The 25,934-nt window shown below is 67.1% G+C and carries 18 protein-coding genes and 1 pseudogene; 7 read left to right on the top strand and 12 right to left on the bottom strand.

Annotation, left to right across the window (positions count from 1 at the left end; all coding sequences use genetic code 11):
* Positions 1 to 110: 110 nt before the first annotated feature.
* Both ASG77_RS17935 and ASG77_RS17930 read right to left on the bottom strand, forming a co-directional pair.
* Complete coding sequence (locus ASG77_RS17935; RefSeq protein ID WP_200950799.1) at positions 111 to 1,286, bottom strand: resuscitation-promoting factor; 1,176 nt, start codon at positions 1,284 to 1,286, stop codon at positions 111 to 113.
* Positions 1,287 to 1,545: 259 nt separating this feature from the next.
* Positions 1,546 to 2,448, bottom strand: coding sequence for a TatD family hydrolase (locus ASG77_RS17930; protein WP_056348063.1), 903 nt, complete (start codon positions 2,446 to 2,448; stop codon positions 1,546 to 1,548).
* Between the two features lie 164 nt (positions 2,449 to 2,612).
* On the opposite strand from ASG77_RS17930, the gene ASG77_RS17925 reads away from it, so the two are divergent.
* The 3 genes from ASG77_RS17925 to ASG77_RS17915 are packed head-to-tail and all read left to right on the top strand — an operon-like array spanning position 2,613 to position 7,622.
* Positions 2,613 to 3,722: an AAA family ATPase gene (locus tag ASG77_RS17925; protein WP_056348061.1), complete on the top strand. Its 1,110-nt coding sequence runs from the start codon at positions 2,613 to 2,615 to the stop codon at positions 3,720 to 3,722.
* 13 nt (positions 3,723 to 3,735) lie between these two features.
* Positions 3,736 to 5,139, top strand: a complete 1,404-nt coding sequence (locus tag ASG77_RS17920; RefSeq protein WP_056348059.1) for a DUF58 domain-containing protein — start codon at positions 3,736 to 3,738, stop codon at positions 5,137 to 5,139.
* Positions 5,136 to 7,622, top strand: coding sequence for a transglutaminase family protein (locus tag ASG77_RS17915; RefSeq protein WP_056348057.1), 2,487 nt, complete (start codon positions 5,136 to 5,138; stop codon positions 7,620 to 7,622). The genes ASG77_RS17920 and ASG77_RS17915 overlap by 4 nt, the downstream gene beginning before the upstream one ends.
* 82 nt (positions 7,623 to 7,704) lie before the next feature.
* Here ASG77_RS17915 and ASG77_RS17910 read toward each other — a convergent pair whose 3' ends face one another.
* A complete protein-coding gene (locus ASG77_RS17910) occupies positions 7,705 to 9,204 on the bottom strand; it encodes an NAD-dependent succinate-semialdehyde dehydrogenase (RefSeq protein WP_056348055.1) in 1,500 nt (499 codons plus the stop codon).
* Between the two features lie 174 nt (positions 9,205 to 9,378).
* Positions 9,379 to 10,338: a 16S rRNA (cytidine(1402)-2'-O)-methyltransferase gene (gene rsmI, locus ASG77_RS17905; RefSeq protein ID WP_235564656.1), complete on the bottom strand. Its 960-nt coding sequence runs from the start codon at positions 10,336 to 10,338 to the stop codon at positions 9,379 to 9,381.
* Between the two features lie 46 nt (positions 10,339 to 10,384).
* On the opposite strand from rsmI, the gene ASG77_RS17900 reads away from it, so the two are divergent.
* The gene (locus ASG77_RS17900) at positions 10,385 to 12,067 is read left to right on the top strand and encodes a dolichyl-phosphate-mannose--protein mannosyltransferase (protein WP_056348053.1); all 1,683 of its coding nucleotides are present in this window, start codon (positions 10,385 to 10,387) and stop codon (positions 12,065 to 12,067) included.
* Positions 12,068 to 12,133: 66 nt separating this feature from the next.
* Positions 12,134 to 13,555, top strand: a pseudogene (locus ASG77_RS17895) (AMP-dependent synthetase/ligase); the annotation flags it as partial.
* Positions 13,556 to 13,599: 44 nt separating this feature from the next.
* Here ASG77_RS17895 and ASG77_RS17890 read toward each other — a convergent pair.
* On the bottom strand, positions 13,600 to 14,697 hold the full coding sequence (locus ASG77_RS17890) for a TIGR01906 family membrane protein (protein ID WP_056348435.1): 1,098 nt from the start codon (positions 14,695 to 14,697) through the stop codon (positions 13,600 to 13,602).
* A 123-nt stretch (positions 14,698 to 14,820) separates the two neighbouring features.
* Positions 14,821 to 15,813, bottom strand: a complete 993-nt coding sequence (locus ASG77_RS17885) for a stage II sporulation protein M (protein ID WP_200950798.1) — start codon at positions 15,811 to 15,813, stop codon at positions 14,821 to 14,823.
* Positions 15,814 to 15,881: 68 nt separating this feature from the next.
* Here ASG77_RS17885 and ASG77_RS17880 point away from each other — a divergent pair, with 68 nt between their 5' ends.
* Positions 15,882 to 16,682 (top strand): RDD family protein, encoded by an 801-nt coding sequence (locus tag ASG77_RS17880; protein WP_056348049.1) that lies wholly within the window; start codon positions 15,882 to 15,884, stop codon positions 16,680 to 16,682.
* Between the two features lie 66 nt (positions 16,683 to 16,748).
* Here ASG77_RS17880 and ASG77_RS17875 read toward each other — a convergent pair whose 3' ends face one another.
* The 4 genes from ASG77_RS17875 to ASG77_RS17860 form a co-directional block, all read right to left on the bottom strand.
* Positions 16,749 to 17,987 carry a L,D-transpeptidase gene (locus tag ASG77_RS17875; protein WP_056348047.1) on the bottom strand — a complete coding sequence of 413 codons (1,239 nt, stop codon included), beginning with the start codon at positions 17,985 to 17,987 and terminating at the stop codon, positions 16,749 to 16,751.
* 63 nt (positions 17,988 to 18,050) lie between these two features.
* Positions 18,051 to 19,529 (bottom strand): adenosylhomocysteinase, encoded by a 1,479-nt coding sequence (ahcY, locus tag ASG77_RS17870; protein WP_056348045.1) that lies wholly within the window; start codon positions 19,527 to 19,529, stop codon positions 18,051 to 18,053.
* Between the two features lie 129 nt (positions 19,530 to 19,658).
* The gene (locus tag ASG77_RS17865; RefSeq protein ID WP_056348043.1) at positions 19,659 to 19,892 is read right to left on the bottom strand and encodes a Trm112 family protein; all 234 of its coding nucleotides are present in this window, start codon (positions 19,890 to 19,892) and stop codon (positions 19,659 to 19,661) included.
* A gap of 78 nt (positions 19,893 to 19,970) precedes the next feature.
* Positions 19,971 to 20,360, bottom strand: a complete 390-nt coding sequence (locus ASG77_RS17860) for a DUF3499 domain-containing protein (RefSeq protein WP_056348041.1) — start codon at positions 20,358 to 20,360, stop codon at positions 19,971 to 19,973.
* Positions 20,361 to 20,481: 121 nt separating this feature from the next.
* Here ASG77_RS17860 and ASG77_RS17855 point away from each other — a divergent pair, with 121 nt between their 5' ends.
* Positions 20,482 to 20,997 (top strand): metallopeptidase family protein, encoded by a 516-nt coding sequence (locus ASG77_RS17855; protein WP_056348040.1) that lies wholly within the window; start codon positions 20,482 to 20,484, stop codon positions 20,995 to 20,997.
* A gap of 19 nt (positions 20,998 to 21,016) precedes the next feature.
* On the opposite strand, the gene ASG77_RS17850 is transcribed toward ASG77_RS17855, so the two are convergent.
* Positions 21,017 to 22,609, bottom strand: a complete 1,593-nt coding sequence (locus tag ASG77_RS17850) for a DUF5719 family protein (protein WP_056348038.1) — start codon at positions 22,607 to 22,609, stop codon at positions 21,017 to 21,019.
* Complete coding sequence (locus ASG77_RS17845; protein WP_056348036.1) at positions 22,602 to 25,934, bottom strand: glycosyltransferase family 2 protein; 3,333 nt, start codon at positions 25,932 to 25,934, stop codon at positions 22,602 to 22,604. Before ASG77_RS17845 ends, ASG77_RS17850 begins: the two co-directional genes overlap by 8 nt.

Below are 25,934 nucleotides of genomic sequence, written 5' to 3'. Positions count from 1 at the left end.
TTTCCGCTTAACGGCAGCGGCCGGCCCCGGGACAATCCGGGACCGGCCGCTGCCTTCTGATTGCCTGGCGGCTGTGGTCAGCTGCCGCCAGCGCAGGCGCTCATTGGTGCCTAGCTTGTCGCAGCCCAGCCACAGCCCCACGGCTGCAGGCCACGCTGTGCATACACGCGGTTGGCGATGTCGATCTGCTGCGCCTTCGTGGCGAGGCTGGCGTTGGGGGCGTAAGCGCCGCCACCGGAGCCGATCCAGGTCTGGATGTCGAACTGGAGGCCGCCGTAGTAGCCGTTGCCCGAGTTGATGGACCAGTTTCCGGTGGACTCACACTGGGCGATCTTGTCCCACATGGCCTCGTTCATCATGGCCGGGGCCGCGGCGCCGGTGTTCGTCCCGGCGGCGGCTGCTGGCTTTGGCTTGGTGCCTACCGTGACCTTTTCAGTCACGGGCTGGACAGAAACAGTTTCGGAGACCAGGGTCCGTGAGGCTTCACGGCCGTCAACCATCACCAGCTTGAAGCTCTTGTCCACCTTGCCGGCCACGCCGGCCTGCGTGACCTCTTTCTCACCCTTGAAGAGCTCAGCGCTCTCGGTGGCCATGCTGTCGAAAGCAACATCTTCGGTAGTGGCTGCAGTCTGGCTGGTATCCACCCGGGAGACCTTAACCACCATGTTGTTGACCACGTGCGCGTTGCCCGGCTGGGACGTACGGTCGTCGACGCCGAGGGTGATGCCGGCGTCCTTCAGCACCTGTGCGACGGTCCCCGCGGTGGTGGTGGCCGTGGAGGCCTTGCCGTCGGCAACGATGCTGACGGTCTTGGGCGTGGAGATGGAGACAAACGATCCGGCCACGGCGAGCTGGGCGTCCTTCGGAACGGAAACGGAAGAGGAGCTGGCCACTCCCAGTTCGGTGACGAGGCCCGCAACATCCGGCGCCGTGGTGTTGATGGTCTTTTCAGAGCCGTCCAGGCTGACCTTCACGGCCTTGGCCATGTTGACGTTGATCACGGTGCCGTTCTCCACTTTGGCGTCCGCCGAGGGCGAGACGCGGTCAGCCGGCTTCAGTTCGACGTTGGCGCTTTTTACGACCTGGCCCACGGTCCCGCCGAAGGACTGGACCGAAGTCACTTTTCCGTCGACGTTGAGGGTAACGGTTTTGTTATTTCCGACGAAGGCCACGAGGCCCAACACCAGCGCACACAGCACCACCAGTTGGGTGCCCACCTTGACAAAACTGAACTTACCGTCCGTTGTGAAGAGCTTGACCACGATTGCCCGTAACTTTAGATCCATCCGGGCACGGGGAAAAACGCAGTGAAATAGCCGGCGCATGACCCTGGGGACAAGCTCCGGGCACCGTTGCGCCGCCACACTCCGCGCGGCAGGCAGAGGGCATCAAAGTCCTGCCTGGTCCTGCTGCGAATGAAGTGAAATTATCCGAAGGCCTTCCCCGACCCCGGCTAATAGTTCTCCACTGTAACCGTAGCGTTATAAAGCGGCCAAGAAATTTACATACGAGGTATGTGTAGCAAGCGCTGCGACGAGGCCCGGATCAGTCCCACGATCCGTACGCCCGCACGGTATTTTCGCTAATCCGGGTGCAGAGCTCCGCGAGGTCAGTTCCTGTCAATTCGGCCATGGCGCGGACGGTGTACGGCACCACATAACTGGCGTTGGGACGGCCGCGGTGCGGATGCGGAGTCAGGAACGGGGCATCCGTTTCCACCAGCACCAGGTCCGGGTCTGCCACCGCCAGCGCGGCGCGGAGGTTAGCCGCATTCTTAAAGGTCAGCGTGCCGGCAAAGGACATGTTCCAGCCCGCGGCATTGCAGATCCTGGCGAGCGCCTCATCACCCGAGAAGCAATGAAACACCACCCGTTCCGGAGCCCCCTCCTCGCGCAGGACCTGCACGACGTCGTCGTGCGCGTCGCGGTCATGGATCTGCAGCGTCAGGTCCAGTCGCTTGGCAATATCGATATGCCGCCGGAACGAATAGCGCTGGTGGGCCAGGCCCTCCCCTTCGGTGCGGAAGAAATCAAGGCCGGTCTCGCCGATGGCCCGGATCCGGGGGTGGGCGGCCAGTTGCTCAATCTCCGCCAGCGCATCCTCCAGCTCGCCTCGCCTGGCATAGCCCGGGGCGTCGTTGGGGTGTAATGCCACGGCCCCCAGCAACCTGCTGTCCAGGTCAACGGCGCGGACAGTGAACCGGGAGGACTCCAGGTCGCAGCCCACCTGGACGGCCCCCTGTACTCCGACGGCCTGGGCCGCATCCAACGCCGCGGCGATGCCCACCGGGCTCTCGCCGTCGGGGAAATCCAGGTGCGTATGGTTGTCCATCACGGGGACCGGCAGCGGCTCCGGCGCCGGCGGATAGTCCTGCCGCGCCTGCCGCCCGGCATCTGCAGGGTCCGCCCCGGCGGCACGGTAAGCGGCGGGAATCAGCGAATTGCACATCCCTCAAGCCTAGCGGCGGCGGATCACCGCAGAATTCCCGGAACTCTCTGTCAGCCAGGGCAGTTGTGTTAGTAGGCTGGTGGGAACAGATGCGAACGCCCACCGCCGGGCGAAGGCAGGCCTGCTGTCCCGTTCCGGGTGATCCCCGGGCTGAAAGGTTGCAGATGGACTCCCACCGCCGCACCGCCGTCAACGAGGTCACCCCTGCCAGCCGGAACTTTACCGCCGTGACGGAGCAGGTGGGCCACCTCAACGGCCACAAGGCAGCAGCCATGGACACGGAAGCATTCCACGCGGCCAGCCAGCGGATCCTGGCATCGATAAACACCGTCATCGACGGAAAGGCGGATGCGGCCAGGCTCGCCCTGACAGTGTTGCTGGCCCAAGGCCACTTGCTCCTGGAGGACGTGCCAGGCGTGGGCAAGACCCTTCTGGCCAAAACCCTCGCCCGGAGCATCGACTGCACGGTAAGCCGAATTCAGTTCACTCCCGATCTGCTGCCCTCGGACGTGACGGGCGTGTCCATCTACAATCAGGCATCGCGGCTGTTCGAGTTCCGCCCGGGTGCCGTGTTCGCCAACATCGTCATTGGCGATGAAATCAACCGCGCGTCGGCCAAGACCCAATCAGCCCTCCTGGAGTGCATGGAGGAACACCAGGTCACGGTGGACGGCGACTCGTACAAACTCGACGAACCGTTCATGGTGGTGGCCACCCAGAACCCGATCGAGATGGAGGGCACCTATCCACTCCCGGAGGCCCAACGCGACCGTTTTATGGCGCGGATTTCCATGGGCTATCCGGACAAGGACTCCGAGATCGAGATGCTGGAGACCCATCAGGCAACCTCCCCGTTGGCCAAGGTCTCCGCCGTGGTCAACGCGGCGGACGTCGCAGCGATGATCGCCACGGTCCAGCAGGTTTACGTATCCCAGGCCGTCAAGGAATACACCGTCTCAGTGGGCCGCGCAACGCGCGAAAGCCCCCTGCTCCGACTGGGCGCCAGCCCACGCTCCATGCTCCAGCTGCTCCGGGCGGCGAAAGCCACGGCGGCCTTGGACGGCCGTGATTTTGTGCTGCCCGACGACGTCGTGAGCGTGGCGGAATCCGTGCTGGCCCACCGGATTATCCTGGACCGCAAGGCGGCCGGCGCCGGCGAGACCCCGCACAGCGTCATCCAGAGCATCCTCTCCCGGCTCCCGGTGAACCAGGACCCGGTGAACAACCCGGCCCGGTCATCGGCGCCGCCGGCCGGACTGCGCCGAAACCACTAGGCAGGGACGGCACATGGCGCTGCGTGACCGACTACCCCGGCACCTGTTCAGCGAGCGTGGCTGGGGGCTCCTGGCCGCCGGCGCCGTCTGCCTGTTGTCCGCGCAGATCATGGGGCGGCGGGACCTGCTGAGCCTGAGTGTCCTGCTCATCGTCCTTCCCCTGGTTTCGCTGGCCGGGATCAGGCTCCTCAAGCCCCGGTTTCAGGTTTACCGCGAGTTCAGCCCGTCCCCGGTGGAGACCTCCGCCGCCACCACAGCGCGGCTCGCAGTGGCACGGACCGGTTACGGGGGCGGCCGGGCGATCATGGAGGAACGGCTGCCGCCACGGTTCGGCGAGTCCCCGGCCTTCCATTTCCCCGCCCGCTCGGCCAAGGGCGGGACCAGCAGGTACGAATACCATTTGCGTTCCACCAAACGCGGACAGTACCTGATCGGTCCGGTAACCGCCGAGTTCACGGATCCGTTCGGGTTGTCCCTGCACCGGCGGTCAATTGACGACGGCGACACACTCACCGTGACGCCCGCCGCCGTCGAGCTTCCCGTGACGGGCCTCGCGGGAGCACGCGGCAACGACGGCATCACAGCAACCCGTACCCGTGCCAACCCCAGCGACGACGACATCATGACCCGCGAATACCGCCCGGGCGATCCCATGCGCCGTGTGCACTGGGCAGCCACCGCGCACCACGGCGCCCTGATGGTGCGCCAGGAGGAGTCCGTCACGACGCCGGAGGCCACCATCATCCTGGACCAACGCTTCGCGGCATTTTCCGGCGGGCACGGCTCCGGTTTTGGTGGCAATGCGGCCGTAGACGGGCACGAGATGATCACCAGCGGCACGTTCGAGTGGGCCGTGGTGGCCGCGATCTCCATCTGCACGCACCTGTCGGAGCGGAACTACGCCCTCCGCCTCCTGGACCCCCGCGGCGAACCCGCGTTCCTCCGCTCCCCGTCCGCACCGGAACCGGAAGCGGAAGAGTTCAGCGGAGCGTCCGGGCTCCAGTCGATCGCCGAAAGCCTCGCCGCCATCCAGCTGTCCGGTCCGCACCATGCTGCCCGGGACCACAGTGGCCAGGATGCCGGACCGGCCGTTTTCGACGATCACCTGATGGACAAACTCTCCGCCCACCGGATGCGGGGGCCCCTTATTGCCGTGCTCGGCAGGATCTCTCCGAGCGAGGCCAGAGCCCTCGCTCCGGCGGCGGGTTATGGCGCAAATGCCTTCGCCATCATCGTTTCCGAGAGGCCCGCGGATTCCGAGGACTCTTTGGAGGCCCTCCGCCGGGGCGGCTGGCGGGCAGTGGCGGTGCCAACCTCGGTTCCGGTCCCGGACGCCTGGACCCACTTCGACCAGGGTGGTGCTGCGCCGGCCACGGCAGCGGCAGACGTACGCCGCGGAGCGGGGGTGGGACGGTGACACTGGCACCGGAACGCAACGCGTCCCGCGGGCCGACAGCCACAGGTGCCCCGGGCCAGGTTCCGGCACGGACGCGGGTCGGGGCGTACCCCTGGGCCATGGCCGGCGCCGTCGCCCTGTCCGTGGCCGGCGCCGCGATTTCCCTCAACGGTGTCCTGCGGGGTTGGGCCTGGTACTTGCCCATCTTGACCACGGTGGTGGTGGTCTGCCTGACCATCGCCACGCTCCGCGCGCTGCGGGCCCATCCTCTCGTGGTGGCTGCCGGCGGCTTTGCCTCCCTGATCGCGATTCTCACCCTGACGTTCTTCCGAAGCACGGGCATTGCCGGTTTCATCCCGTCCGGGGCAACCCTGGCTGAAGTGGACAGGTTCGTCCGCCGGGCGAGCGAGACGGTACTTGCGGAAAGTGCCCCGGTGGCTCCCAACGCCGGAATCGTTATGGTCAGCTGCGCAGCCCTGGGCCTGACAGTCATCCTCATCGATGCGCTGGCCGTGCCGCTTGGCATGCCGGCAACAACCGGACTGGGCCTGCTGGCCATCCTCATAGTCCCCGCCACCGTGAAGCCCCAGAGCGTGGGGGTTTGGGGCTTCACTGCCACGGCAGCCGGGTACCTCCTGATCCTCGCGTTCAGCCAGTGGTTTGCACCGGATTCCCGCACTGCGGCCGACAGCGGCCGGAATCCCGGCCAGTTCCGGCGGGCCATGCTGACCGGAACCGTTGCACTGGTGGCAACACTGGCAGTGCCGGCGGCCATCCCCGGATTCGACCACGGCACGTTTCCGCAGGGCTCCCGGCTGAACCCGTGGGGCGCCGGGACCGGCTTGAACCCCATGATTACCTTGGGAAACAGCCTGCGGGCACCGGCCGGAAGCGGGCGGATCACCTATGCCACCAACGCGGCCGGGCCGCTGTATCTGCGGTCCGTCACTGTTGACAATTTCGACGGCGAGTCGTGGGGACCTGATGACCGCGACGCAGAGCGCCGCCCCGTGGCCGGACAGCTTGAGACGGGCCACGACATCGTCGCCGAGGAGCAGCTCCGCCAGGTGACTGCCGTGGATACGGGCACGTTCACCAGCCCGTACCTGCCGTTGCCGTACGCGCCGGAAACAATCCGCGGGCTCAATGGCGCCTGGACATGGGACCCTGCCACCCTGGCCGTCAAGGGTTCCAACACCAACACGCGGACACAGCAATACATTGTGGTGTCCACGGCGCCTAAGCTCACGGCCACCCTCCTTCAACAGTCGTCGCAGGCCGTGCAGGGAATCCCTGCCGACTTCACCAGGGTTCCCGGCAACGTCCCGGACATCGTCCGCAGCACGGCTGACACGGTGACAGCTTCGAGTGACACACCCTTCGCCAAGGCCATGGCCATCCAGAAATACCTTCGCTCAGGGGAGTTCACCTACTCGCTCCAGTCACCTGTCCAGGGCGGCTACGACGGTAACGGGCTCTCGGTGCTGGCCGATTTCCTGACTCAGAAGAGCGGATACTGCATCCATTACTCGTCCGCGATGGCCGTGATGGCCCGGCTGGAAGGTATCCCCAGCCGGATCGCGGTTGGCTACGCGCCGGGCCGAAGCACTGGTTCCACGGTTTCAGTGGCCGGGCAAGGTGCGCTGCCGGAGTATGAGGTGGACGCCCGGGACGCCCACGCCTGGCCCGAGCTCTACTTCCAGGGATTGGGGTGGGTACCCTTCGAACCCACGCCCTCGCGTGGTGTTATACCCGCGTACGCCACGGAAACCAGCACATCCGGCATCCCCGGTTCGCTGGGTAATAACGACGACCTCCTTCCCGGCGCAACCGCCCCGACCCCCACGCCAAGCGCCACGGCTGTGCCCCTCCCCGGCGCAGGTGGCGGCGCAGGGGACCTGGGGCAGCTGCTCCTGCCATGGCTGCTGGGGACGGCGGCCGCGCTGGGCCTCGTCTTCCTGGCGGCCTCGCCGCGACTGGTGAGGGTGGGGCGGCGTGTGCGGCGGCTCCGCACCGAGGGCAGGGCGCGGGAGGACGTGATTCCGCTGGCGTGGGCCGAAATCCGTGACCTCGGAACCGACTACGGACTGCCACCGGACTCCAGCGAAACAGCCCGGACGTATTCCGCACGGCTCCGCCATTCATCGCTGCTCGGCGAACATGGCGGCATGGACGACGCCGCGCACCAAGCCATCCGCAGCCTCACCTCCGATTTTGAACGCCGGCACTACGGCCCGCCCGTCCAGGACACAGCCGGCCGCGGCAGGACAGGGGCCATTGCCCCACGCATCGCGGCGGTGCAGCATTCCCTGCGTGCCAACGCCTCGCTCCCTCGACGCCTCCGTGCCGACTGGCTTCCGCCGTCGGTTCTGGGCCGCTGGGCCTGGCTGCTGGCTGCCCCGTTCAGAGGGCTCAACAGGCTGGCGCGGCGGACGGCAAAAGCCGCCGCACGCTCCTGGTCGAGGGCGCGCGGCGGCTTGTTCCGGCCGCGTGGTAGCCAATAGCGGCTCGCCGCAGCGGCTACCTACTGGCGGTGGAGGAAGCGGCTGACCGGAGGATAATCCTGTCAGCCGGAGGACGATCCGTTCAGCCGGCGTAGGGGTCCGCGATGCCGATGTACTGGGTGTAGAGGTATTCCTCGATGCCTTCGAGGCCGCCTTCACGTCCCAGCCCGGACTGCTTGACGCCGCCGAACGGTGCGGCGGCATTGGAGATGACACCGGCGTTCAGGCCGAGCATGCCGGTCTCGAGCCGTTCGCCCATCCGGATGCCGCGGTTCAGGTCGCGCGTGAAGACGTACGCCACCAGACCGTACTCGGTGTTGTTGGCCAGGCGGACGGCTTCGTCCTCGGTGCCGAAGGTGATAATCGGAGCGACGGGGCCGAAGATTTCCTCGGACAGGATCCGCGTGCCTTCGGTGACGCCGGTGAGGATGGTGGGCGGGTAGAAGTAGCCCGGGCCCTCGGCCGGGGCGCCGCCCAGGACGGCCTTGGCGCCGGAGGCCACGGCATCGGACACGAGCTCATGAACTTTATCCCGGCTCTTGGCATCGATCAGCGGACCCACTTTGGACTCCGGTTCGGTGCCCCGGGCGGTGGTCATCTCACCCATTTTCGCGGCGAACTTCTGGGCGAATTCGTCGGCGACGGACTCGTGCACGATGAACCGGTTCGCCGCGGTGCAGGCTTCGCCCATGTTCCGCAGCTTCGCCAGCATGGCACCGGCGACGGCGGCGTCCAGGTCCGCGTCCTCGAACACCACAAACGGGGCGTTGCCGCCGAGTTCCATGGAGGTCCGCAGGACGGTCTCGGACGCGTCGGCGAGCAGGCGCCGGCCCACCTCAGTGGAGCCCGTAAACGAGAGTTTCCGCAGGCGCTGGTCCTTGATCAGCGGGCCGGTGGTGGCTCCTGCCGTGGACGTCGGGATGACGTTCAGGACTCCGGCCGGCAGGCCGGCTTCCTGCATGACTGCGGCGAACAGCTGCGAGGTCAGCGGCGTGAGGTTGGCCGACTTCAGCACCATGGTGCAGCCGGCCGCGACAGCAGGGGCGATCTTGCGCGTGGCCATGGCCAGCGGGAAGTTCCACGGCGTGATCAGCAGGCACGGGCCCACCGGCTTTTTGGTGACCAGCAGGCGGGACTTGCCATCGGGCGAGACCGAGTAGCGGCCAAACGCACGGACGGCTTCCTCGGAGAACCAGCGCAGGAACTCGGCGCCATAGGTGACCTCTCCGCGGGCCTCGGCCAGCGGCTTGCCCATTTCCATGGTCATCAGCAGCGCGAAGTCCTCGGCACGCGCCGTAACCATCTCAAAGGCACGGCGGAGGATTTCGCCGCGTTCACGGGCCGGGACCTTCGCCCACGATTCCTGCGCTGCGGCGGCCGCGTCCAAAGCAGCCTTGCCGTCTTCGGCGCCGGCGTCAGCGATGCTGAGGAGCACCTTGCCCGTGGCGGGGTCCTCGACGTCGAACGTCTTGCCTGACGCCGCCGGGCGCCATTCGCCGTTGATCAGCAATCCGGTGGGAACAGAGGCCAGCAGTGCGATTTCGCGCTCCGCGGTAACAGCTGGCTGTGCGGTGACAGTCACGGTGACTCCCTCGTCAGTAAGGTTTGGTTCAGCCTTGACGCAGGGCCTAAGCGGCCTGCCGTATTGGCTGATTTACTGTCACACTACTGCCGCGGCCGCCAGAGGGTCTACGCCTGGACGCACTGCTGAAGCGAGATTTCGTTGTGCAGCTGCACAGCTGGCCTTTTTGTACGCTCAGCGTGCCGCGAGGACCGCCGAGTACAGCTCCCGCTTGCTGACGCGGACGTCCTCGGCCACGGCGGCCACGGCTTCCTTGAGCCGGATTCCCTGGGCCACCAGCTCGTTGACGGCCGCCACGTGGTCCTCGGGGGTGCCCGGCGCCTGTTCAGGGGCGCCGCCCAGCACCACGGCAATCTCGCCGCGGACCTCGTTGCCTTCGGCCCACAGCAACAGTTCCCCGACCGTCCCGCGGATGACTTCCTCGTAGGTCTTGGTCAGTTCCCGGCAGACAGCGATCCGCCGCTCGGCACCGAAACGCTCGCGCAGGGCCCGCAGCATCGATTCCAGCCGGTGCGGGGCCTCAAAAAACACCATGGTCCGGCGTTCGGCCGAAAGGTCCGCCAACCGCGACGCCCGTTCGCCGGCTTTCCGGGGCAGGAATCCCTCAAAACAGAAGCGGTCGGTGGGCAGACCGGACAGTGCCAGGGCGGTCAGTACCGCGGAAGGGCCCGGGACCGCGGTCACAGTGAGTCCGGCTGCCACAGCGCCTTCCACCAGCCTGAACCCCGGGTCCGAGACCGAAGGCATGCCGGCGTCTGTGACCATGACCAGGGTTTTGCCGGACCGGACGTGCTCCAGCAGTTCCGCGGTCTTGGTGGCCTCGTTGTGCTCGTGGTAGCTGATGACCCGCCCTGCGACGGTGACTCCGAGGCTCTGGACAAGGCGGTGCAGGCGCCTGGTGTCTTCGGCGGCCACGATGTCCGCCGTCCCCAGGAGCTCGATCAGGCGGGCCGACGCGTCTCCCGTATTCCCGATGGGCGTTGCCGCCAGTACAATCCGGCCCGGCCCCGTGGCGACCGGTGCCGCTGCAGCCGGGTCCGCTGCCACGTGAACCTCTGTCTCTGGCTCCTCCCCGGCGGCAACGGAAGGTTCTGCGGGGCGGGAATCGGCGAAGGTGCTGGGGTTAGGGTCCACTCCCCCAGCGTACTGCTGGCCGGCGGCCCAAGCTGCAAAAGGTAGCATGGGGCTCGTGACGCAGACCTCCTTGCGGCCTGCCGAGGCCGGCCAGACCATCCCGCCGGCACGAGGCCCGTGGATCGCCCGTCCGGCAGAGGCCTTCTCTGCCGCGGCCCTCCGCGAGCGCCTGATCGGCAGCACCCGCAGCTGGCGGGATTACCCGCCGTCGCTGCGTCTCTGGTTCTGGCTGGTGCCCGCCCTGACCTCCGTGATCGGCGGCGTCCTCCGCTTTGTCCGGCTGGACACGCCGCACAGCCTGGTCTTCGATGAAACGTATTACGTCAAGGACGCCTACTCCTACGTGGTCAGCGGCTACGAACGGGGCTGGCCGGACAAGGCCAACGACTCCTTCAACGCAGGCAACCCGGCCATCCTCCTGGACACTCCCGAGTACGTGGTCCATCCGCCCGTGGGCAAGTGGATGATCGCCGGCGGCATGTGGCTCTTCGGGGCCGAGAATCCGTTTGGCTGGCGGTTCGCGGCCGCACTGACCGGAACCCTGTCCATCCTGCTGCTCACACTGATTGCACTGAAACTGTTCCGCTCAGTGCCGCTGGCTGCCGCCGCTGGCCTGTTGCTCGCCGTCGACGGCCACCACCTGGTGATGTCGCGGACATCACTCCTGGACATCTTCCTGATGTTCTGGCTCCTGGCGGCCTTCGGAGCTTTGCTGCTGGACCGCGATGACGGACGACGGCGGCTGGCCGCACGGCTCGGACGGCTCGCGGCCGCGTCCCGGAACGCTCGGCCCCCGGCCAGCCAACTGCTGGCGGGACCGTGGCTGGGGATCCGCTGGTGGCGTCTCGCCGCGGGCGTGTGCATGGGACTCGCCATAGGCACCAAATGGTCGGGCCTGTTTTTCCTCGCCGGCTTCGGTGTGCTGACGGTCCTGTGGGACCTCAATGCACGGCGCGTCGCGGGAATCCGCGGCTGGGTCAGCGGCGGAATCATCAAGGATGGCCTGCCTGCCTTTGTCAGCATGGTTCCGGTTGCGGCGGTGGTCTACACCGCCACCTGGACGGGCTGGTTCCGTTCCGAGGGCGCCTACTTCCGGCGGTGGGCCCAGAGCAACCCCTCAGCGGAGTGGGGCTGGCTGCCGGACTCCCTGCGTTCGCTGGCGCACTACCATCTGGAGGCCTACAAGTTCCATCAGGGACTGGGCTCCGAACACCCTTACGAGGCAAGCGCCTGGAGCTGGCTGGTGATGGGCCGGCCGACGTCGTTCTTCTACCAGAAGCCGGAGCAGGGCGTCCCGGGATGCGACGTGCCCAACTGCGCCTCAGCTATTCTCTCGGTGGGGAACCCGATGATCTGGTGGGGAGCGGCCATCTCACTGGTGGTCCTGCTGTTCTGGTGGGCCGGTCGCCGGGACTGGCGCGCAGGGGCGATCCTTGCGGGCGTGGGCGCCGGCTACCTGCCGTGGTTCCTGTACCCGGAGCGGACCATGTTCTTCTTTTACGCCGTCTCCTTTGAGCCCTTCCTGGTGCTCGCACTGGTGTATTGCCTGGGCCTCGTCCTGGGCCGGGACACCGACCCGCTCTGGCGCCGGCGGTCCGGTGTCTACCTGGTGGCACTCTTCGTCGCCGGGGCAGTCCTGTTGTCCGCATTTTTCTACCCGGTGTGGACGGCGGAGACCATCCCCTACCAGGAATGGCGCTACCGGATGTGGATGCCGTCCTGGATCTAAGGCAGGATTGCATGAAACCCTGACCAGCCGCGAACTGCGTTGAGGCAGCGGAACGGAGACGCCCCCGTGCGAGAAGCAAGCACAAAGCTCCTGGTGGAGCTGGAGCCCGGCAGCAATGTCACGGATCTCCTGCGCCAGCGGGAGTCCGCCAACCCGGCCCACGCCCTCTACGCGCGCAAAGGCCCCAACGGCTGGACCGACGTCCCGGCGCAAAAATTCCTGCACGATGTCTGTGCCCTCGCCAAAGGACTGATCGCCGGCGGCCTGGAGCCGGGCGACACCGTGGCCGTCATGTCCGCCACCCGCTATGAGTGGGCCCTGGTGGACTTCGCCATCTGGTTTGCCGGCGGCGTGAGCGTCCCCATCGACGAGACTTCGACCCCCGGCCAGGTGGAGTGGATCCTGCACGACGCCGGCGCGCGCCGCGTGTTCGCCCAGGACCGCGGCAAGGTGTCGCTTATTGCAGGCATCCTGGAGACCTCCACTCTGCTAAAGGACCGGCTGGTCACCGTCGTGAGGATGGATAACGACGGCGACGCCCCGAACCTCGCCAGCGTCTCGGCTGCCGGAATGGGCGTCACGGACGCCGAGCTGGAACGCCACCGCTCCGCCGCGGGCCTGGACGACGTCGCGTCCCTGGCCTACACCTCCGGCACCACCGGACGTCCAAATGGCTGCGTCATCACCCACGGCAACTTTGCGCTCGTGGCCGTCAACGTCGTCGCCTTTCTCCCGGAGGTCCTCAAGGGGCAGAATGCGCGCACCCTGATGTTCCTGCCGCTGGCCAATGTGCTCGCCCGCGCTGCCCAGGTGGCGTGCCTCCATGCGGGCGCCACGCTGGGACACGTCAGCCGTCCTGCTGATCTGCGGGCGGATCTGGGCACGTTTAAACCCACGTTCCTCCTGGCGGTGCCCAGGATCTTCGAGAAGGTCCGGGCTGACGCCGCGCACCAGGCTGCCGGGTCCGGGAAAGCCAAAATCTTCAGGGCTGCGTCAGCCGCCGCCATCCGCTTTTCCACGGCACAGGACACCGTGGCCCGCAACGGGGGCCACGGACCCGGGCCGGCGTTGCGGGCGCTGCATGCCGTCTTCGACCGGCTGGTGTACCCGAAGCTCCGGCAGATTCTGGGTGGCCGGGTCCGTTACGCGGTATCGGCGACTGGCCCCCTGGCACCTGAGGACGCGCACTTCTTCCGCGGCGCCGGGATCCTGGTCCTTGAGGGCTACGGCCTGAGCGAGACAACCGCCCCCTGTACGGCCAACACCCCCGCCCGGACCAGGGTGGGCAGCGTGGGCGTCCCCCTGCCGGGCACCACCATCCGCGTGGCCGAGGACGGCGAAGTGCTGGTCAAGGGGATCGGCGTGTTCAAGGGTTACCACGCCAACGAAGCGGCCACCGCCGAGGCCTTTGTGGACGGATTCTTCCGTACCGGGGACCTAGGCGAGCTGGACCCTCAGGGCTTCCTGACCATCACCGGCCGCAAGAAGCAGCCCGCCAAAATAAACGGCTGAGCACGTGCAGTTGCCTGGGGCTACGCCTCAGCGGCTATCGGCTCATCCTTGGCCAGGCCGCGACGGCGGCGGGTGGGCCAAGTGAGGACGAGCGTCACCAGGGACGCCAGGAGGACCAGCGCGGCGATGACAATACCGGCATCGATCCAGAACTGGCCCGGGAACAGTCTGATCAGGGTGTCTTCAAGGGCAAACGTCCAGGAACCGCTGGCGAAGAAGATCCGGTGGAATTCGGTGAAGAACTGCTGCCAGCCGAGCACGGCCAATGCGCCAAGGCCCAGGATGATCGCCAGCGCAACAATGGATCCCGCGAAGAGGCCGCGGCGCACACCGCCGGTGCTGCGGCGGCGCAGGTAGGCGATGGCCACGAGGCTGAGGACGATCAGGAGTGCTCCCCCGCCAAACGCGGAAAGGATGACAACTTTTACGTCGGCCATGTGGCCGACTTCGCCGTCCTTGAAAAGGTCCCCGCCGCTGCGATTGACCAGATCACCCAGGTACCGCGGCCCCGCCCAGTTGCTGAGGTAGTCAACCGCGTAGGAACCGTACGTCATCCGGTCGTCGGTGCTGAACCCGTACCCGTCGCCCGGGAACCCGGGCCTGTTGTACTCGGCCCACAGGAACAGCGGGCTGGTGACCGCGCGGACGGCCAGCACCAGCAGGATCACCGGGTAGAAAAGGGCCAGCAGGACTTGCCAGATGCGCGGGGCCACGGGCTTGGCGTTGGCTGCGCTTTCGCGCTCCGCGTTGCGGCGCTCCACTTCCTCCTGCGGCGGACGGACCTGCAGCGCTGACGTGGGCAGCGGCTCGCTGAAGTGGGCACCGTTTCGGGTGGCACCCTGGGCGGACGGTTCCTTGCGGAGCGACTCTTCTACGGAAGGCACCGCGGCGTGAGGTTCGACGGCGGCCTCCGCGGCTTTGCGGCCGGCGCGGCTTTCGGGCTGGGTGACACCGCCCTGCCCGGTACCGGCGCTATGCGCTGGGGATACGTCGGGAGTGCTGGAGCCGGAGTCTTTCAGCCAGGCAAAAGCAGGCTCTTCCGAATCCGACGAAGTATCCAGGTCCGGATCCGGCTGCGGCTCCGTGCGTTTGGCAGGGGTCGGCGAATTGTCGTTCACAGCAGCGTCACTTCCGTTGGGTTCCACGCCGCCGGCTCTGATCCGGGCAGCGCCGTGTATCTGATATCGAGCCTACCGCCCGCTCCTCCACGAGGGCGAGGAGCCACCCCGTCGCTACCGGATTCATGCGGCGATTTCGCTGTATCCAGCGTCGCCGGCCACCAAGTCGCCGCGTTCACCGGCGTCATAGGCCTGCCGTCCCCAAACCAGGACGTAGCCCCAGTAGGCAGCCAGCACCGCCAGGCCGATGCCGATCTTGGCCCATACCGGGAGCGGGCTGGGCGTGACAAAACCTTCCACTAATCCGGAAACGAACAGCACCAGCACCAACCCCAGGGCCACGGTGATCAGCGACCTGCCTTCGTCCGCCACGGCCCGTCCCCGCGTCCGTGGTCCCGGGGACACCATGGCCCAGAAGATCCTCAAGCCCGCCGCGCAGGCAATAAAAACAGCCGTCAGTTCCATCAGGCCATGCGGCAGGATGTAGCTGTAAAAGACGTCCTGGCGGCCCACGGCGGCGAAAACTCCGGCGGCGATCCCGACGCCCTGGGCGTTCGTGAACAGAATCATGGGTACCCAGAAGCCGGTGATGCCCAAAGCCACCGCCTGCGCGCTGATCCAGGCATTGTTGGTCCAGACGGCCCCCGCAAACGAGGCCGCAGGATTTTCCGAATAGTAGCCAATGAAGTCTTCCTCGACGTACTGCCGGACCGCAGCCTCGGAGGCAACGGACCGCAGGGCCTCGGGGGACGTCCCGATCCAGAGCGCATAGGCGCCGGCAACCAGGATAAATGCGGCGCCGCAGGCCACCGTCAGCCACCGCAGGCGGTACAAAGCCGCCGGCAGGGCAGCCACGAAGAACCGGGCCAGGTCCGCCATCACGTTGGACCGTGCGCCTGTGAAACGGGTCCGGGCCTGGGCCAGGGTGGCGGACAAGGACGCCGACAGGCCGCTCTCCGGGGCAATCGACCGGATGAAGGAAAGGTGGGCCGACGTCGACTGGTAAAGGCGCAGCAGTTCATCGGCCTCTTCGCCGCTGAGGCGCCGCTTATGGGCGAGCTGGTGCAGCCTTGACCACTTGTCCCCGTTGGCGGCGGAGAAGGCATCCATATCCACGGCAACAGCCTAGCCGCCATAGACTGTGAAGGTCCGCAGGACGGCTGACAAGGGATTGGGGTATCCGCTTGAGTTCGATAATCACCGGCGAGGCCGTTGTCCTGGAACTGCGCCCCGCATCCTTCGCCGCCCGCGCCCTTGGCCTGCTGCTGGATGTCCTGTTCAACATCATCTTGCTGGTCCTGATCCTGCTGGGCGTCGCAGCCGCCGGCCAGGACCTTGACGAGGCAGCAATGCGGGCGCTGACGCTGGTGAGTGTGGTCTTCTGCTTCGTGATTGTCCCGGTAGCCGTGGAGACCCTCACCCGGGGGCTCTCGCTCGGGAAACTGGCGGCCGGCCTGCGTGTGGTCAGGGACGACGGCGGCGCCATCCGGTTCCGTCACGCCGTGATCCGGGGGCTGACTGGATTCCTGGAAATCTACCTCACCTTGGGTGGCCTCGCCATCGGCGTCGCCCTCTTCAACAGCCGCTCCAAGCGGCTGGGCGACATCCTTGCCGGCACGTATGCGCTGCGCCGGCGCGTGCCGGCAGAGGTACCGGTCCGCGTCTTTGTTCCCCCACAGCTTCAGGGCTGGGCCACAGCTGCGGACATCGGCCGGATCCCAGATGCGACCGCACGGCAGGCCGCCCAATTCATCCGGCAGGCCGGACGCATGTCACCGCTGTCCGCCGCCGGAATGGCAGCGTCGATCGCCACGGAACTGGCCGCGCATGTGGCCCCTCCGCCGCCCCCGGGAACCAGCCCGGACCAGTACCTGGCGGCCGTCACCGCCGAACGCCATTACCGTGAACTCGCGCGGCTGCAGCAGGCCCGGCGCCGGAACTCGGCCACGGCGGAGCGGTTGGACCGCCTGCCGTTCGGGCCATAGGCCTGAACCTCGTCCTCGTCCTGGGCCTCGTCCTGGGCCTAGTCTTGGTCCTGAGCCAAACGGTTCCTAGTTGTTGTACTCCGCCCAGGGGATGTTCCAGTCGCCATAGCCGTCGTCGACGGCGGCGTAGTCGCCTTCGGTGTTGATGATCTGAACCACATCGCCGGTGGTCATGTTGTCAAAAACCCAGGCGGCGCCGTCGGGAGCGAACCCGATGCAGCCGTGCGAGACGTTGGCGTTGCCGATGAAGGGGTAGGCGGACTCCAGCGCCTGGTGGATGTAGGCGCCGCTCAGGGTGAGGCGGATGGCATACTCCACGTCCACTTCGCCGTAGTAGGCCGGATCGCCGGGCTTGAGTCCGATGCTGGCCGCCCGGAAGTGGTCATAGCGGTGCTTTTCCATCAGGACCGCGTAGCCGCGCGCTGACGGGAAACGCTGATCGCCCATGCTGACCGGGAGGGTTTTCACTACCTGGTCATTAACGCTGAGCGTGAAAGTGTGCGCGGCGGCATCGGCGATAGCCACCCGCTTGTCACCGAAATTCACGGTGACCTTTTTGTTGAAGTTGGCAATCTGGCCGTTGCCGAGGTCCACGCCGAAAAGCTGCATGTCCATGGTGACGGTGGAGTTCGCCGCCCAGAAGGCCTCGGGGCGGTACCGGACCATGGTGTTGCTGAACCAGTGGAACGCCCCGGCCTGGCCCGCGCTGGAGGTGATTTTGATGGCCTTCTCCACGGCATCCCGGTTGACCACCGGTTCGCTGAAGATGACCTGCAGCGGCTGGCCCACGCCAACCTTCATCCCATCCAGCGGGTAGATGGCAGCATCCGCCTCGTGCGTGCTCGAAACCGTACTGAACGAGTTTGTGGTGTTGGTATCCCGTCCCGCCCCGTCAGTGACCACATACGTGTAGCTGTACTCGGTGTTGAATTTCAGCGGGTCTGTCGCTGTCCAGCTGCTGCCGTCCCCTGCAAAGGTGCCGTGGACTACTTCGCCGGTGGTGCTGGTCAGCGTGACGCTCTCGATCCTGCCGTTGCCCACCTTGAGCGACACCGGCATTGCCGGGTTCACCTGCTTTGCGGCGTTGGCCGGCGTGACGTCCACCTTGACCGGGGCCACCACGGGCGATGCGACGCCCGGTGCGGACCGGACTGCCGAGCTGGCTTCGGACTCCAGGCCACCGCGCGCAAAACCCGGCGCGACGGCGGCGAAGACGCCGCCCGTTGCGGCAAGGACACACACGGCTGCCACCAAGAGAATCTTCTTGGCGGTCCCCCGCCGGAGTGGCCTAACAACAGGTTCCATAGTCCGATCTTAATGCTTGGACATAACAGCCCCGGGCGCGGTCTGCACCCGGGGCATCACACGTCAGTAACGATAGTGCTCGGGCTTGTACGGTCCGGCGATGTCCAGGTCCAGGTAGTCGGCCTGTTCCTTGGAGAGTTCCGTAAGCTCCACGTCGAGGGCGTCGAGGTGCAGGCGGGCAACCTTTTCATCCAGGATCTTGGGCAGGACATAGACCTGGTTGCTGTATTCGCGGTCGCCTTCGGGCTGGTCCCGCTTGGTCCATAGCTCGATCTGGGCGATGGTCTGGTTGGCGAAGGAGTTGCTCATCACAAAGGACGGGTGGCCGGTGGCGTTGCCCAGATTCAACAGGCGTCCCTCAGACAGGACGATGATGGAGCGCTCTTCGGCGGTCCCGGCGTCGAGCACCCACTCATGCACCTGCGGCTTGATCTCCACCTTCTTGATGCCGGGGATCCGCGCCAGACCGGCAATGTCGATCTCGTTGTCGAAGTGGCCGATGTTGCCCACGATGGCTTTGTCACGCATGCCGGCCATGTGTTCGGCCAGGATGACGTCCTTGTTCCCGGTGGTGGTGATGAAGATGTGGCCTTGGCTCAGCACCGACTCCAGCTTGGCCACCTGGTAACCGTCCATGGCTGCCTGGAGGGCACAGATGGGGTCGATCTCTGTGACGATGACGCGGCAACCCTGGCCGCGGAATGCCTCTGCGGCTCCCTTGCCGACGTCGCCATAACCGCAGACAACGGCCACCTTGCCGCCCATCAGGACGTCGGTGGCGCGGTTGATGCCGTCAGGCAGCGAGTGGCGGATGCCGTACTTGTTGTCGAACTTGCTCTTGGTGACCGAGTCGTTGACGTTGATGGCCGGGAACAGCAGCTTGCCCTGTTCAGCCAGCTGGTAGAGGCGGTGCACGCCGGTGGTGGTTTCCTCGGTGACGCCGCGCAGGCTGGCCCCGATCCGGGTCCACCGCTGCGGGTCGTCCTGCAGCGAGGCGCGAAGCACGTCCAGGAAGATCCGGCCTTCCTCGGACTCGTCTTCGCCTGCCGCCGGTACAGCGCCGGCAGCTTCGAACTCAACGCCCTTGTGGACCAGCATGGTGGCGTCGCCGCCGTCGTCCAGGATCATGTTCGGGCCGAGCTTCGGATCGGTGTCCGCGCCGGGCCAGGCCAGGATCTGCTGTGCAGTCCACCAGTATTCCTCCAGCGTCTCGCCCTTCCAGGCGAACACCGGGACACCCTGCGGGTCCTCGACCGTTCCCGCGCCCACCACGACGGCTGCGGCGGCATCGTCCTGGGTGGAGAAGATGTTGCAGGAGGCCCAGCGGACCTCGGCACCGAGGGCAGTGAGGGTTTCGATCAGGACGGCAGTCTGGACCGTCATGTGAAGGGATCCGGCGATCCGGGCGCCCTTCAGCGGCTGGGTGGGTCCGAACTCCTTGCGGAGTGACATCAGGCCTGGCATCTCGTGCTCGGCCAGGCGGATCTGGTGGCGGCCGGCTTCGGCCAGCGAGATGTCGGCTACCTTGTAGTCAAATGTCATGGGATTCCTTTGCTTTGTCCGATGGCGGCGACGGCGTTGAAGCGTCTGCGCGAAAGTCGACTGCTGGTGGTGGGCGGGTTGTCCGGGCGCTGCCTGGGCAGTACCTGCGGTTTTGTCCGTGGCCGGGGTTTAGTCCGTGGCCGGCCGGACGGGGGGATCGTGCTGGTCCGAGCCGGCAGCCGTGGCGGCCTGCAGAAGTTCCGGCGGCAGCAGCAGCGGGATACCGTCCTCGATCGGATAGCGCAGCTTCACGCCCGAATCTCCCGCCGCCGTCGACACAAGCTCTTCGCCTTCCTGGACCAGGGGCGATCCGGTCACGGGACAGCGGAGGACGGACAACAGTTCAGGACTGATCTTTGGCATGATTGGTGCTCCCGACAGGGGCGCGTTCGCGCCGTTGGCTGACTGATTAGCAGGTTCCAGCCTACCGCCAGATCCGCCTCAGGAAGGTTCGCGCAGGGCGCGCAGATGCCCCCGGCGGACGCCTTCGGTGCCGGCCGGGGCCTCCAGCGCTGAATGCGAGCCACGCTGACCCGGCGTGGTCTGCGACTTGGGCGGCTGGGCCGCTGCTTCGCGGACCGCGTTGGCGAGGGCCAGGAGGTCGTCCGGTCCGGGCTGCTGCGGGCTTGTGGGCATCGCCAGGCGAAGCACTTCCCAGCCGCGGGGCACAGTCAGTGACCCGGCGTGCTGCTCGCACAAATCGTAACAATGCGGCTCGGCGTAGGTGGCAAGCGGACCCAGGACGGCGGTGGAGTCGGCATAGACGTACGTCAAAGTTGCCACCGCCGACTGACGGCAGGCTGACCTTGAACATTGACGGATAGCTCCCACGACATCACAGACTACTCCGTATCCCAACTTGTTCGGAGTATTTGCCGAATCGGCCGCCGCGCCCCGGCACGCAGACCGCGGTTATGTCGCGTAATTCTGCGCCCGGGTTTACAGTCAAGGTATGCAGTCATCGAACCATGATTCAGCTTTTACGGTCCGTTTGGCTGACCCGGATGACCGCGCCGCAGAAACGGGTTCGGGTTCGCCCGGCCGAAGCTTTGCGATGCGCCGCCGGAACCGCCACGGCCGCGGCCTGCGCGGGGAGCTGGTGTTGCCAACGCACCCCGGTTACAGGACACGGTCGGACCGCTTTGACGACATGGTGCTGGATTCCGCGCAGCGGCTCCACGACATCTGGGGCAAAACGCTCGACGGCGTCCGGTTTGCCGTCGACGAAATACCCCCGCAGCTGGAGCAACTGGTGGCCGACGCCGCCCCGCCTCCCATGGGCGCCTACACCCCCGCCACGGCAGAGAAAGGCCCGGTGATCACCCTGTACCGCCGGGTGGTTGAGCAGGGTTGCGCCAGCCGGGAGGAACTCCAGGACCTCGTGCACGACGTCGTGGTGGAACACACCGCCGAAATGCTCGGCGTAGCGCCGGAAACCCTGGATCCGGTCTACCGCCGCCGGTACTGACGCCGCCGGTACTGTCGTATCAGTATCCCAGGGAGACCGGCACCTTTTCCTGCCCTGAAGCCGCCGGCGTGAAGGCCACCGTGGAGATGTCGTCCCGGCCGTCCTGCTGCAGGAGCAGCGCGCCGTAGGCCGCGTCACCTGACGCGGAGACAACGTACGCCACCACTTCCGACTCGTCCACCTTCTCGGGGACCTTGATGGACGTTGTGGTGCCGCCGGCGACGTCGGCAGTGGCGGCCGCGCGGATCTTGCCGTCCGCGGTGATGGCAGCGTAGGAGACCGTGGCACGGTTCTCGAGGACGCCGAACACGAGCGTCCGGTCACCGCCCTGGGGCACGGGCACCACATGCTGGCTTCCCAGCCGGACACCGGAGGCAGCCCAGGCGACGTCCGAGGCTTTGTCGTTGGTGACGCCCCGGGTGATGCGGGTCGCGGCCACAAATGACACGTCCGAACTGGTGGACACCGTGTAGTGGCCGGCTGGGACACCAGCCAGGGAGATCTCGGTGACGGCCCCGGCTTTTGCCGTGACAACGCCGCCGCCGGGGAGGGCCTTCTGGCCGTCCCGGCCGAAGAGCTTGACCTCCACCACCGCGTCCGACGGTCCCGGAACCGTGATGGCCAGCGCTGGGCCGGCGTCGTTGAAGCCGCTGTTTCCCGTGAAGGCGGAGATCGCGCCGGCGTCTTGGATGTCCACTCCGGTCATGACCTGGCGTGCGGCAGGTGCGGCGCCCGGAGCAATGAAGTCGACGCCGCCGGGCGTCAGTCCCCTCAGGACACTCTGCTGGATGGCCGCGGCCACCGGACCGCCGGCGCTCCGGACATGGACCGTGAGCTGGGCTTCACCAGGGGTCAGGCCAGCCAGGACAATTGAGCGGGTACCTCCGGGCGCGACCAGCAGCCCCCTGCTGCCCGGGGCCTGGATCTGACCCTTGCTGCCGAAGAGCTCCAGGCTGACGGTGGCAGGTGTGCTTGAGGCGTTGCTGAGGACAAGAACGGAGGTGCGGCCCACGGTGGTGCTGGCACCGGACAGCCAGAGGTCGTTGGCGGGCGGCTGGCAATTGGCAGCCGCCGAGCCCTGCAGGTCACCGTCCGTGGCAGTGAATCTCATAAGCCCTGCGGCTGAGGGCTTCTGGCCTGCCTGGGCGTCGGCGCTCAGGAAGCTGGCATCATCCACGCTGTGCCCGGCGAGGACGCCGGCGGTCAGGTCCTGGGGACCTGTCCCCTGGCCGGGCTGGCTGCCGTCCTTGGCGATCTCGACGGCGGGAGTCCCGTCAAGGGCGGCGAGCCTGCTGCCGGGGAGGACACCGCCGGGGGCGCTCAGGACGGCGCCCGTGACAGCGCTCTTGGCGGTCGCGGATTCGGGGCTGAACTGGGGGTCGGTGCCCGCCTCCGTTCCTTCGAGCAGGCGGGCCGGGCCAGGACATACCCCTGCGCTGGCGCCTGCGGGAACTGCAGCCAGCACGGCCGGGATGCTGCGGCTCCCAGCCGGCTGCGGAGCGACCGAGGAGGCTGCGAGCACCGCGCCGGCTGCGGCCACAATCGCCACGGCCGAGACCAGGCCTGCCAGCATCTGCTTGCGAGGGGTCCTGCGGGCTGCGTCCTTATGCATTCTGGTGTTCCTTACGCAAAGATCCCTCGTCCCTCGAAAGCCCTGTGTTGGGCCGGCGCGCGGGCATGGGAATGGCGAGCATTGCAGTGAGTCCTATCACCGTGATCTGCGCGATTCCGGACCAAAGGGCCCAAGGGGTGTCGTAGCGGATGGTCAGCTGGCCAGCGGTGGCAGGCAAGGTAAAGGCCTGGGCCGAGCCAGATGTTGTGGCAGTGAGCTTTCGCCCGTCGAACCAGGCGCTCCATCCCGGGTCCGCCCGTTCGGCGAGCACCACCAGCCGCCCTTCCGGCCCCTCGGCCACGGGGGTGTCGACGTCGTCGTACTTGGAGGGCACCAGCGCCACAGTGGCGCCGGTGCCGTCCACGATCCTGACGCGATGGGCGACGTCGGCGGGCTGCAGAACCGGCTGGTTCAGCGGCGTAATCCGCCAGAGCCAGCCGACATCCGTCTGGCCGACGGCAACGAGCCCCGGGACTGCGTCCATCCTGCTGGCCGTGAGCTGGGCGGCGGTGTCCGCCGAGCGCAGCACCACGAATCCGGCACCAAGGCGCTCGAGCTCGGGACGGGGGTCCACGCCTTGGCCGGCAACCAGCGTGGCCACCACGCTGCGGATGGACGCCGTGACGTCGTCGTCCTCCCTGACCGTCTCCTGGCCGGGCGCGCCCAAAATGTTCCGGGCGGCGGCAATCGTTGACAAGCTGTCCAGGGTGGTCCCGGCACCGCGCATCAGGGCCGCGTCAAATGCGCCGTTCTCGTGGGTGCTGATCAGCAGCGTGCGTGTCTGCTCCGGCCCGGCGCCACGGTCTATGGCGGTGGCGGGAAGCGTCCGGGCGCTGCCTGGCTGCACCAGCCTCGGCGTTCCCAGCGCGGGCCCTGCCGGCACGTCGGCCGGGAGGGCAACGGCTGAGGAACGTAGCAGGTTCTGCGCCGACCACACAGCCATGCCGGCCAGCGGACCGGCCAGCAGCACCACCATGGCAAGGGCCGTCGCGGAGCGAAGGGCCACGTTGCGCCGAATACTCGGCGAGGCTGCCCGGTCCGCGGCATCAAGCAAACGCTCGGCACCGATCAGGGCGGCTCCGAGCAGGGCAAACCCTGCGGCGGAGACGGCTGGACCGGTGAACGGTGTCACGAGGGTGTCGGCAGTTGCGCCGGTGGCAACGTGCCCTGCGAGCCAGCCACCGGCGAAGATCACCAGAGCCGCCACCCAGAGAACACGTGCTGTCCTGCTGCGCTTACCCGGGAGGAACAGGGCGGCAACGGCAAGCAGCAGGACGGGAACGGCAAGCAGCAGTGCCAGCACGAGTGCCCATGGGATCGCCTGGCCGCTGAAGAACGGAAGGCCGGACAGGCCACCTTCGGCGGAGAACAGCAGCGGCTGGCCCAGGAATTGCTGCCACAGCGGGGCTGCCTCGAATCCCAGCGGAACACCCGGGTCTGCCAGCAATGCCCGCGGCCGGTCGATAACGGACATCCCGAAGGGAAGAAAGAGCGCGGCGCTGGGCAAAAGAGCCCACCACACGGTGCGGCCACGACGGCCAAGCATCAGCCCGCAGAGCACAATAACCACAACGGCCGGGACTAGCAGTGAAGGCGCCGACGCGGTCACAACACCCAGCGTCAATCCTGCGGCGGCCGCGGCAGTCCAGGACGGCATGCCGTTGATCCCAGGCCGTGCGGGTGGTTTTTCGGTGAAACGCCGGTCACCCGCGGACGGGACAATGAACCGCCCATGGCCCACAGCGGACCCGGTGGCGCGCAGGAGTGCCAGGACGAGCAGCGGGATCATGATGTGGGCCACCAAGGCACCGGCCCGGCCCTGGTTCAGTGCTATCTGCAAGGCAGGAGCGGCCGCCCAGAAGAGTGCGGCAACGAGGCGGAAGCGGCGCCGGATGGTCAGGCCTCCGGCCGCAAACCATGCGGTCAGGCCGGAAAGCGGGGCGGCGAGCAGCAGGAGCCAGGCCATGGCCGCGTTGGCGTCTCCCCCGCCGAGCAGGCCAAGGATCCACAGCACATAGCCGAAGGGGTCGCCCTTGCCCGGAAGCCCTGCCCCCAGGCTGATCCACCAGCTGGAGGCGTGGTGCCAGATTTCGCCAAGGGTGGAGGACACCGGAATGAGGCCTCCACCGGAAACAGCGTCGGCCCGGAACATCCCGGTGAGCGCCGTGAGGGAAGCCACGGACGCGATGATGATGGCGGCGATGGCGCCGGTCCCCACCCAACCCCGTTCGGTGGTGGTCAGGGCAGCGAAATCATCTGATGAGTCCCCCGTGGGCTGGTCCGCCAGGGGGTCATGGACCAGGCCATCGGCCGTGGAGTTGTCGGCGCCCAGGGCTTCCATCAGGGAGCGGCGGTGGTTCCAGACTTCACGCCGTGGCGTCTGCAGCTTCTTGATGACGGACCGCCGGATCCGCCGGCTGTTTGCCGCGGTCCGGCGGGCCTTTGCCACGGCACCGGGCCGGGCCAGGGCAGCGAATGTGGCCACAAGCTGGGAGAAACCGTGCCCGGGATCCTTGACCGCAATGCTGAGCACGAGTTTGAAAATGCTGCCAAGCAGCGCACCGACTGCATGGATGGGCACCTTCCACAGCGGGGCGTGCTTGAGGCGCAGATGGACCTGGGCTTTTCGCGCCGCGGAAGCGTTTCCCTGGGCATGCGGCCGGTGGGCTACGTGGAACATCCGTGCAGTGGGAACTACCACCACACGGTGCCCGGCGAGGCGGTTTCGCCAGCAGAAGTCGACGTCGTCGCCGGTGCCCGGCAGTGCGGGGTCGAAGCCCTTCAGGAGTTCCCAGATATCACGGCGGACCAGCATGCCGGCCGAGTTCACCGCAAAAGCGTCAGTGCGGCCGTTGTACTGGCCCTGGTCCAGTTCGTCGGCATCGATCAGGGTAAGCCGCTCGGCCCAGCGGCTAGTGGAGAGTCCGACGTCGATCAGCCGGCGTTCCGAGTGCCAGTCCAGTTGCTTGCAGCCGGCCACGGTCACCGACGGTGCGCGCTCCACGGCACTGAGGAGTTCGGCCAGCGCCTCAGGGGCCGGGGCCGCATCGTCGTGAAGCAGCCAGACCCACTCTGTGGCGGCACGCTGGTCCTGGCCTTCCCAGGGCGCGTGCTTGTTGAGCCCGGCGCGCACGGCGCCGCCCATGCCGCTCTTGCCGGGCGGAAAGGTGCTCACATTGGTTGCGCCGAAGGCCCGTTCCAGGAGGACGGCGGAGTCGTCGCGGGATCCGGTGTCCACTCCGATGAGGGAGTCCGCGGGCCGGGTCTGGTCCGCGAGGGCAGCCAGGATTCTGGGGAGATAGGCACTGCCGTTGTGGGACACCAC

Origin of the sequence: Arthrobacter sp. Soil762, assembly GCF_001428335.1 — a bacterium.
In the GTDB taxonomy this organism is placed as follows: Bacteria; Actinomycetota; Actinomycetes; order Actinomycetales; family Micrococcaceae; genus Arthrobacter.
The sequence above is the reverse complement of the archived record's forward strand: the minus strand, read 5'-3'. Positions and strand labels throughout refer to the sequence as shown.

Coding starts and splice junctions, on each gene's coding strand:
- ASG77_RS17935 (WP_200950799.1), bottom strand. CDS start 1,286: ATGGATCTAAAGTTACGGGCAATCGTGGTCAAGCTCTTCACAACGGAC.
- ASG77_RS17930 (WP_056348063.1), bottom strand. CDS start 2,448: ATGTGCAATTCGCTGATTCCCGCCGCTTACCGTGCCGCCGGGGCGGAC.
- ASG77_RS17925 (WP_056348061.1), top strand. CDS start 2,613: ATGGACTCCCACCGCCGCACCGCCGTCAACGAGGTCACCCCTGCCAGC.
- ASG77_RS17920 (WP_056348059.1), top strand. CDS start 3,736: ATGGCGCTGCGTGACCGACTACCCCGGCACCTGTTCAGCGAGCGTGGC.
- ASG77_RS17900 (WP_056348053.1), top strand. CDS start 10,385: ATGGGGCTCGTGACGCAGACCTCCTTGCGGCCTGCCGAGGCCGGCCAG.
- ASG77_RS17875 (WP_056348047.1), bottom strand. CDS start 17,987: ATGGAACCTGTTGTTAGGCCACTCCGGCGGGGGACCGCCAAGAAGATT.
- ahcY (WP_056348045.1), bottom strand. CDS start 19,529: ATGACATTTGACTACAAGGTAGCCGACATCTCGCTGGCCGAAGCCGGC.
- ASG77_RS17865 (WP_056348043.1), bottom strand. CDS start 19,892: ATGCCAAAGATCAGTCCTGAACTGTTGTCCGTCCTCCGCTGTCCCGTG.
- ASG77_RS17855 (WP_056348040.1), top strand. CDS start 20,482: ATGCAGTCATCGAACCATGATTCAGCTTTTACGGTCCGTTTGGCTGAC.
- ASG77_RS17850 (WP_056348038.1), bottom strand. CDS start 22,609: ATGCATAAGGACGCAGCCCGCAGGACCCCTCGCAAGCAGATGCTGGCA.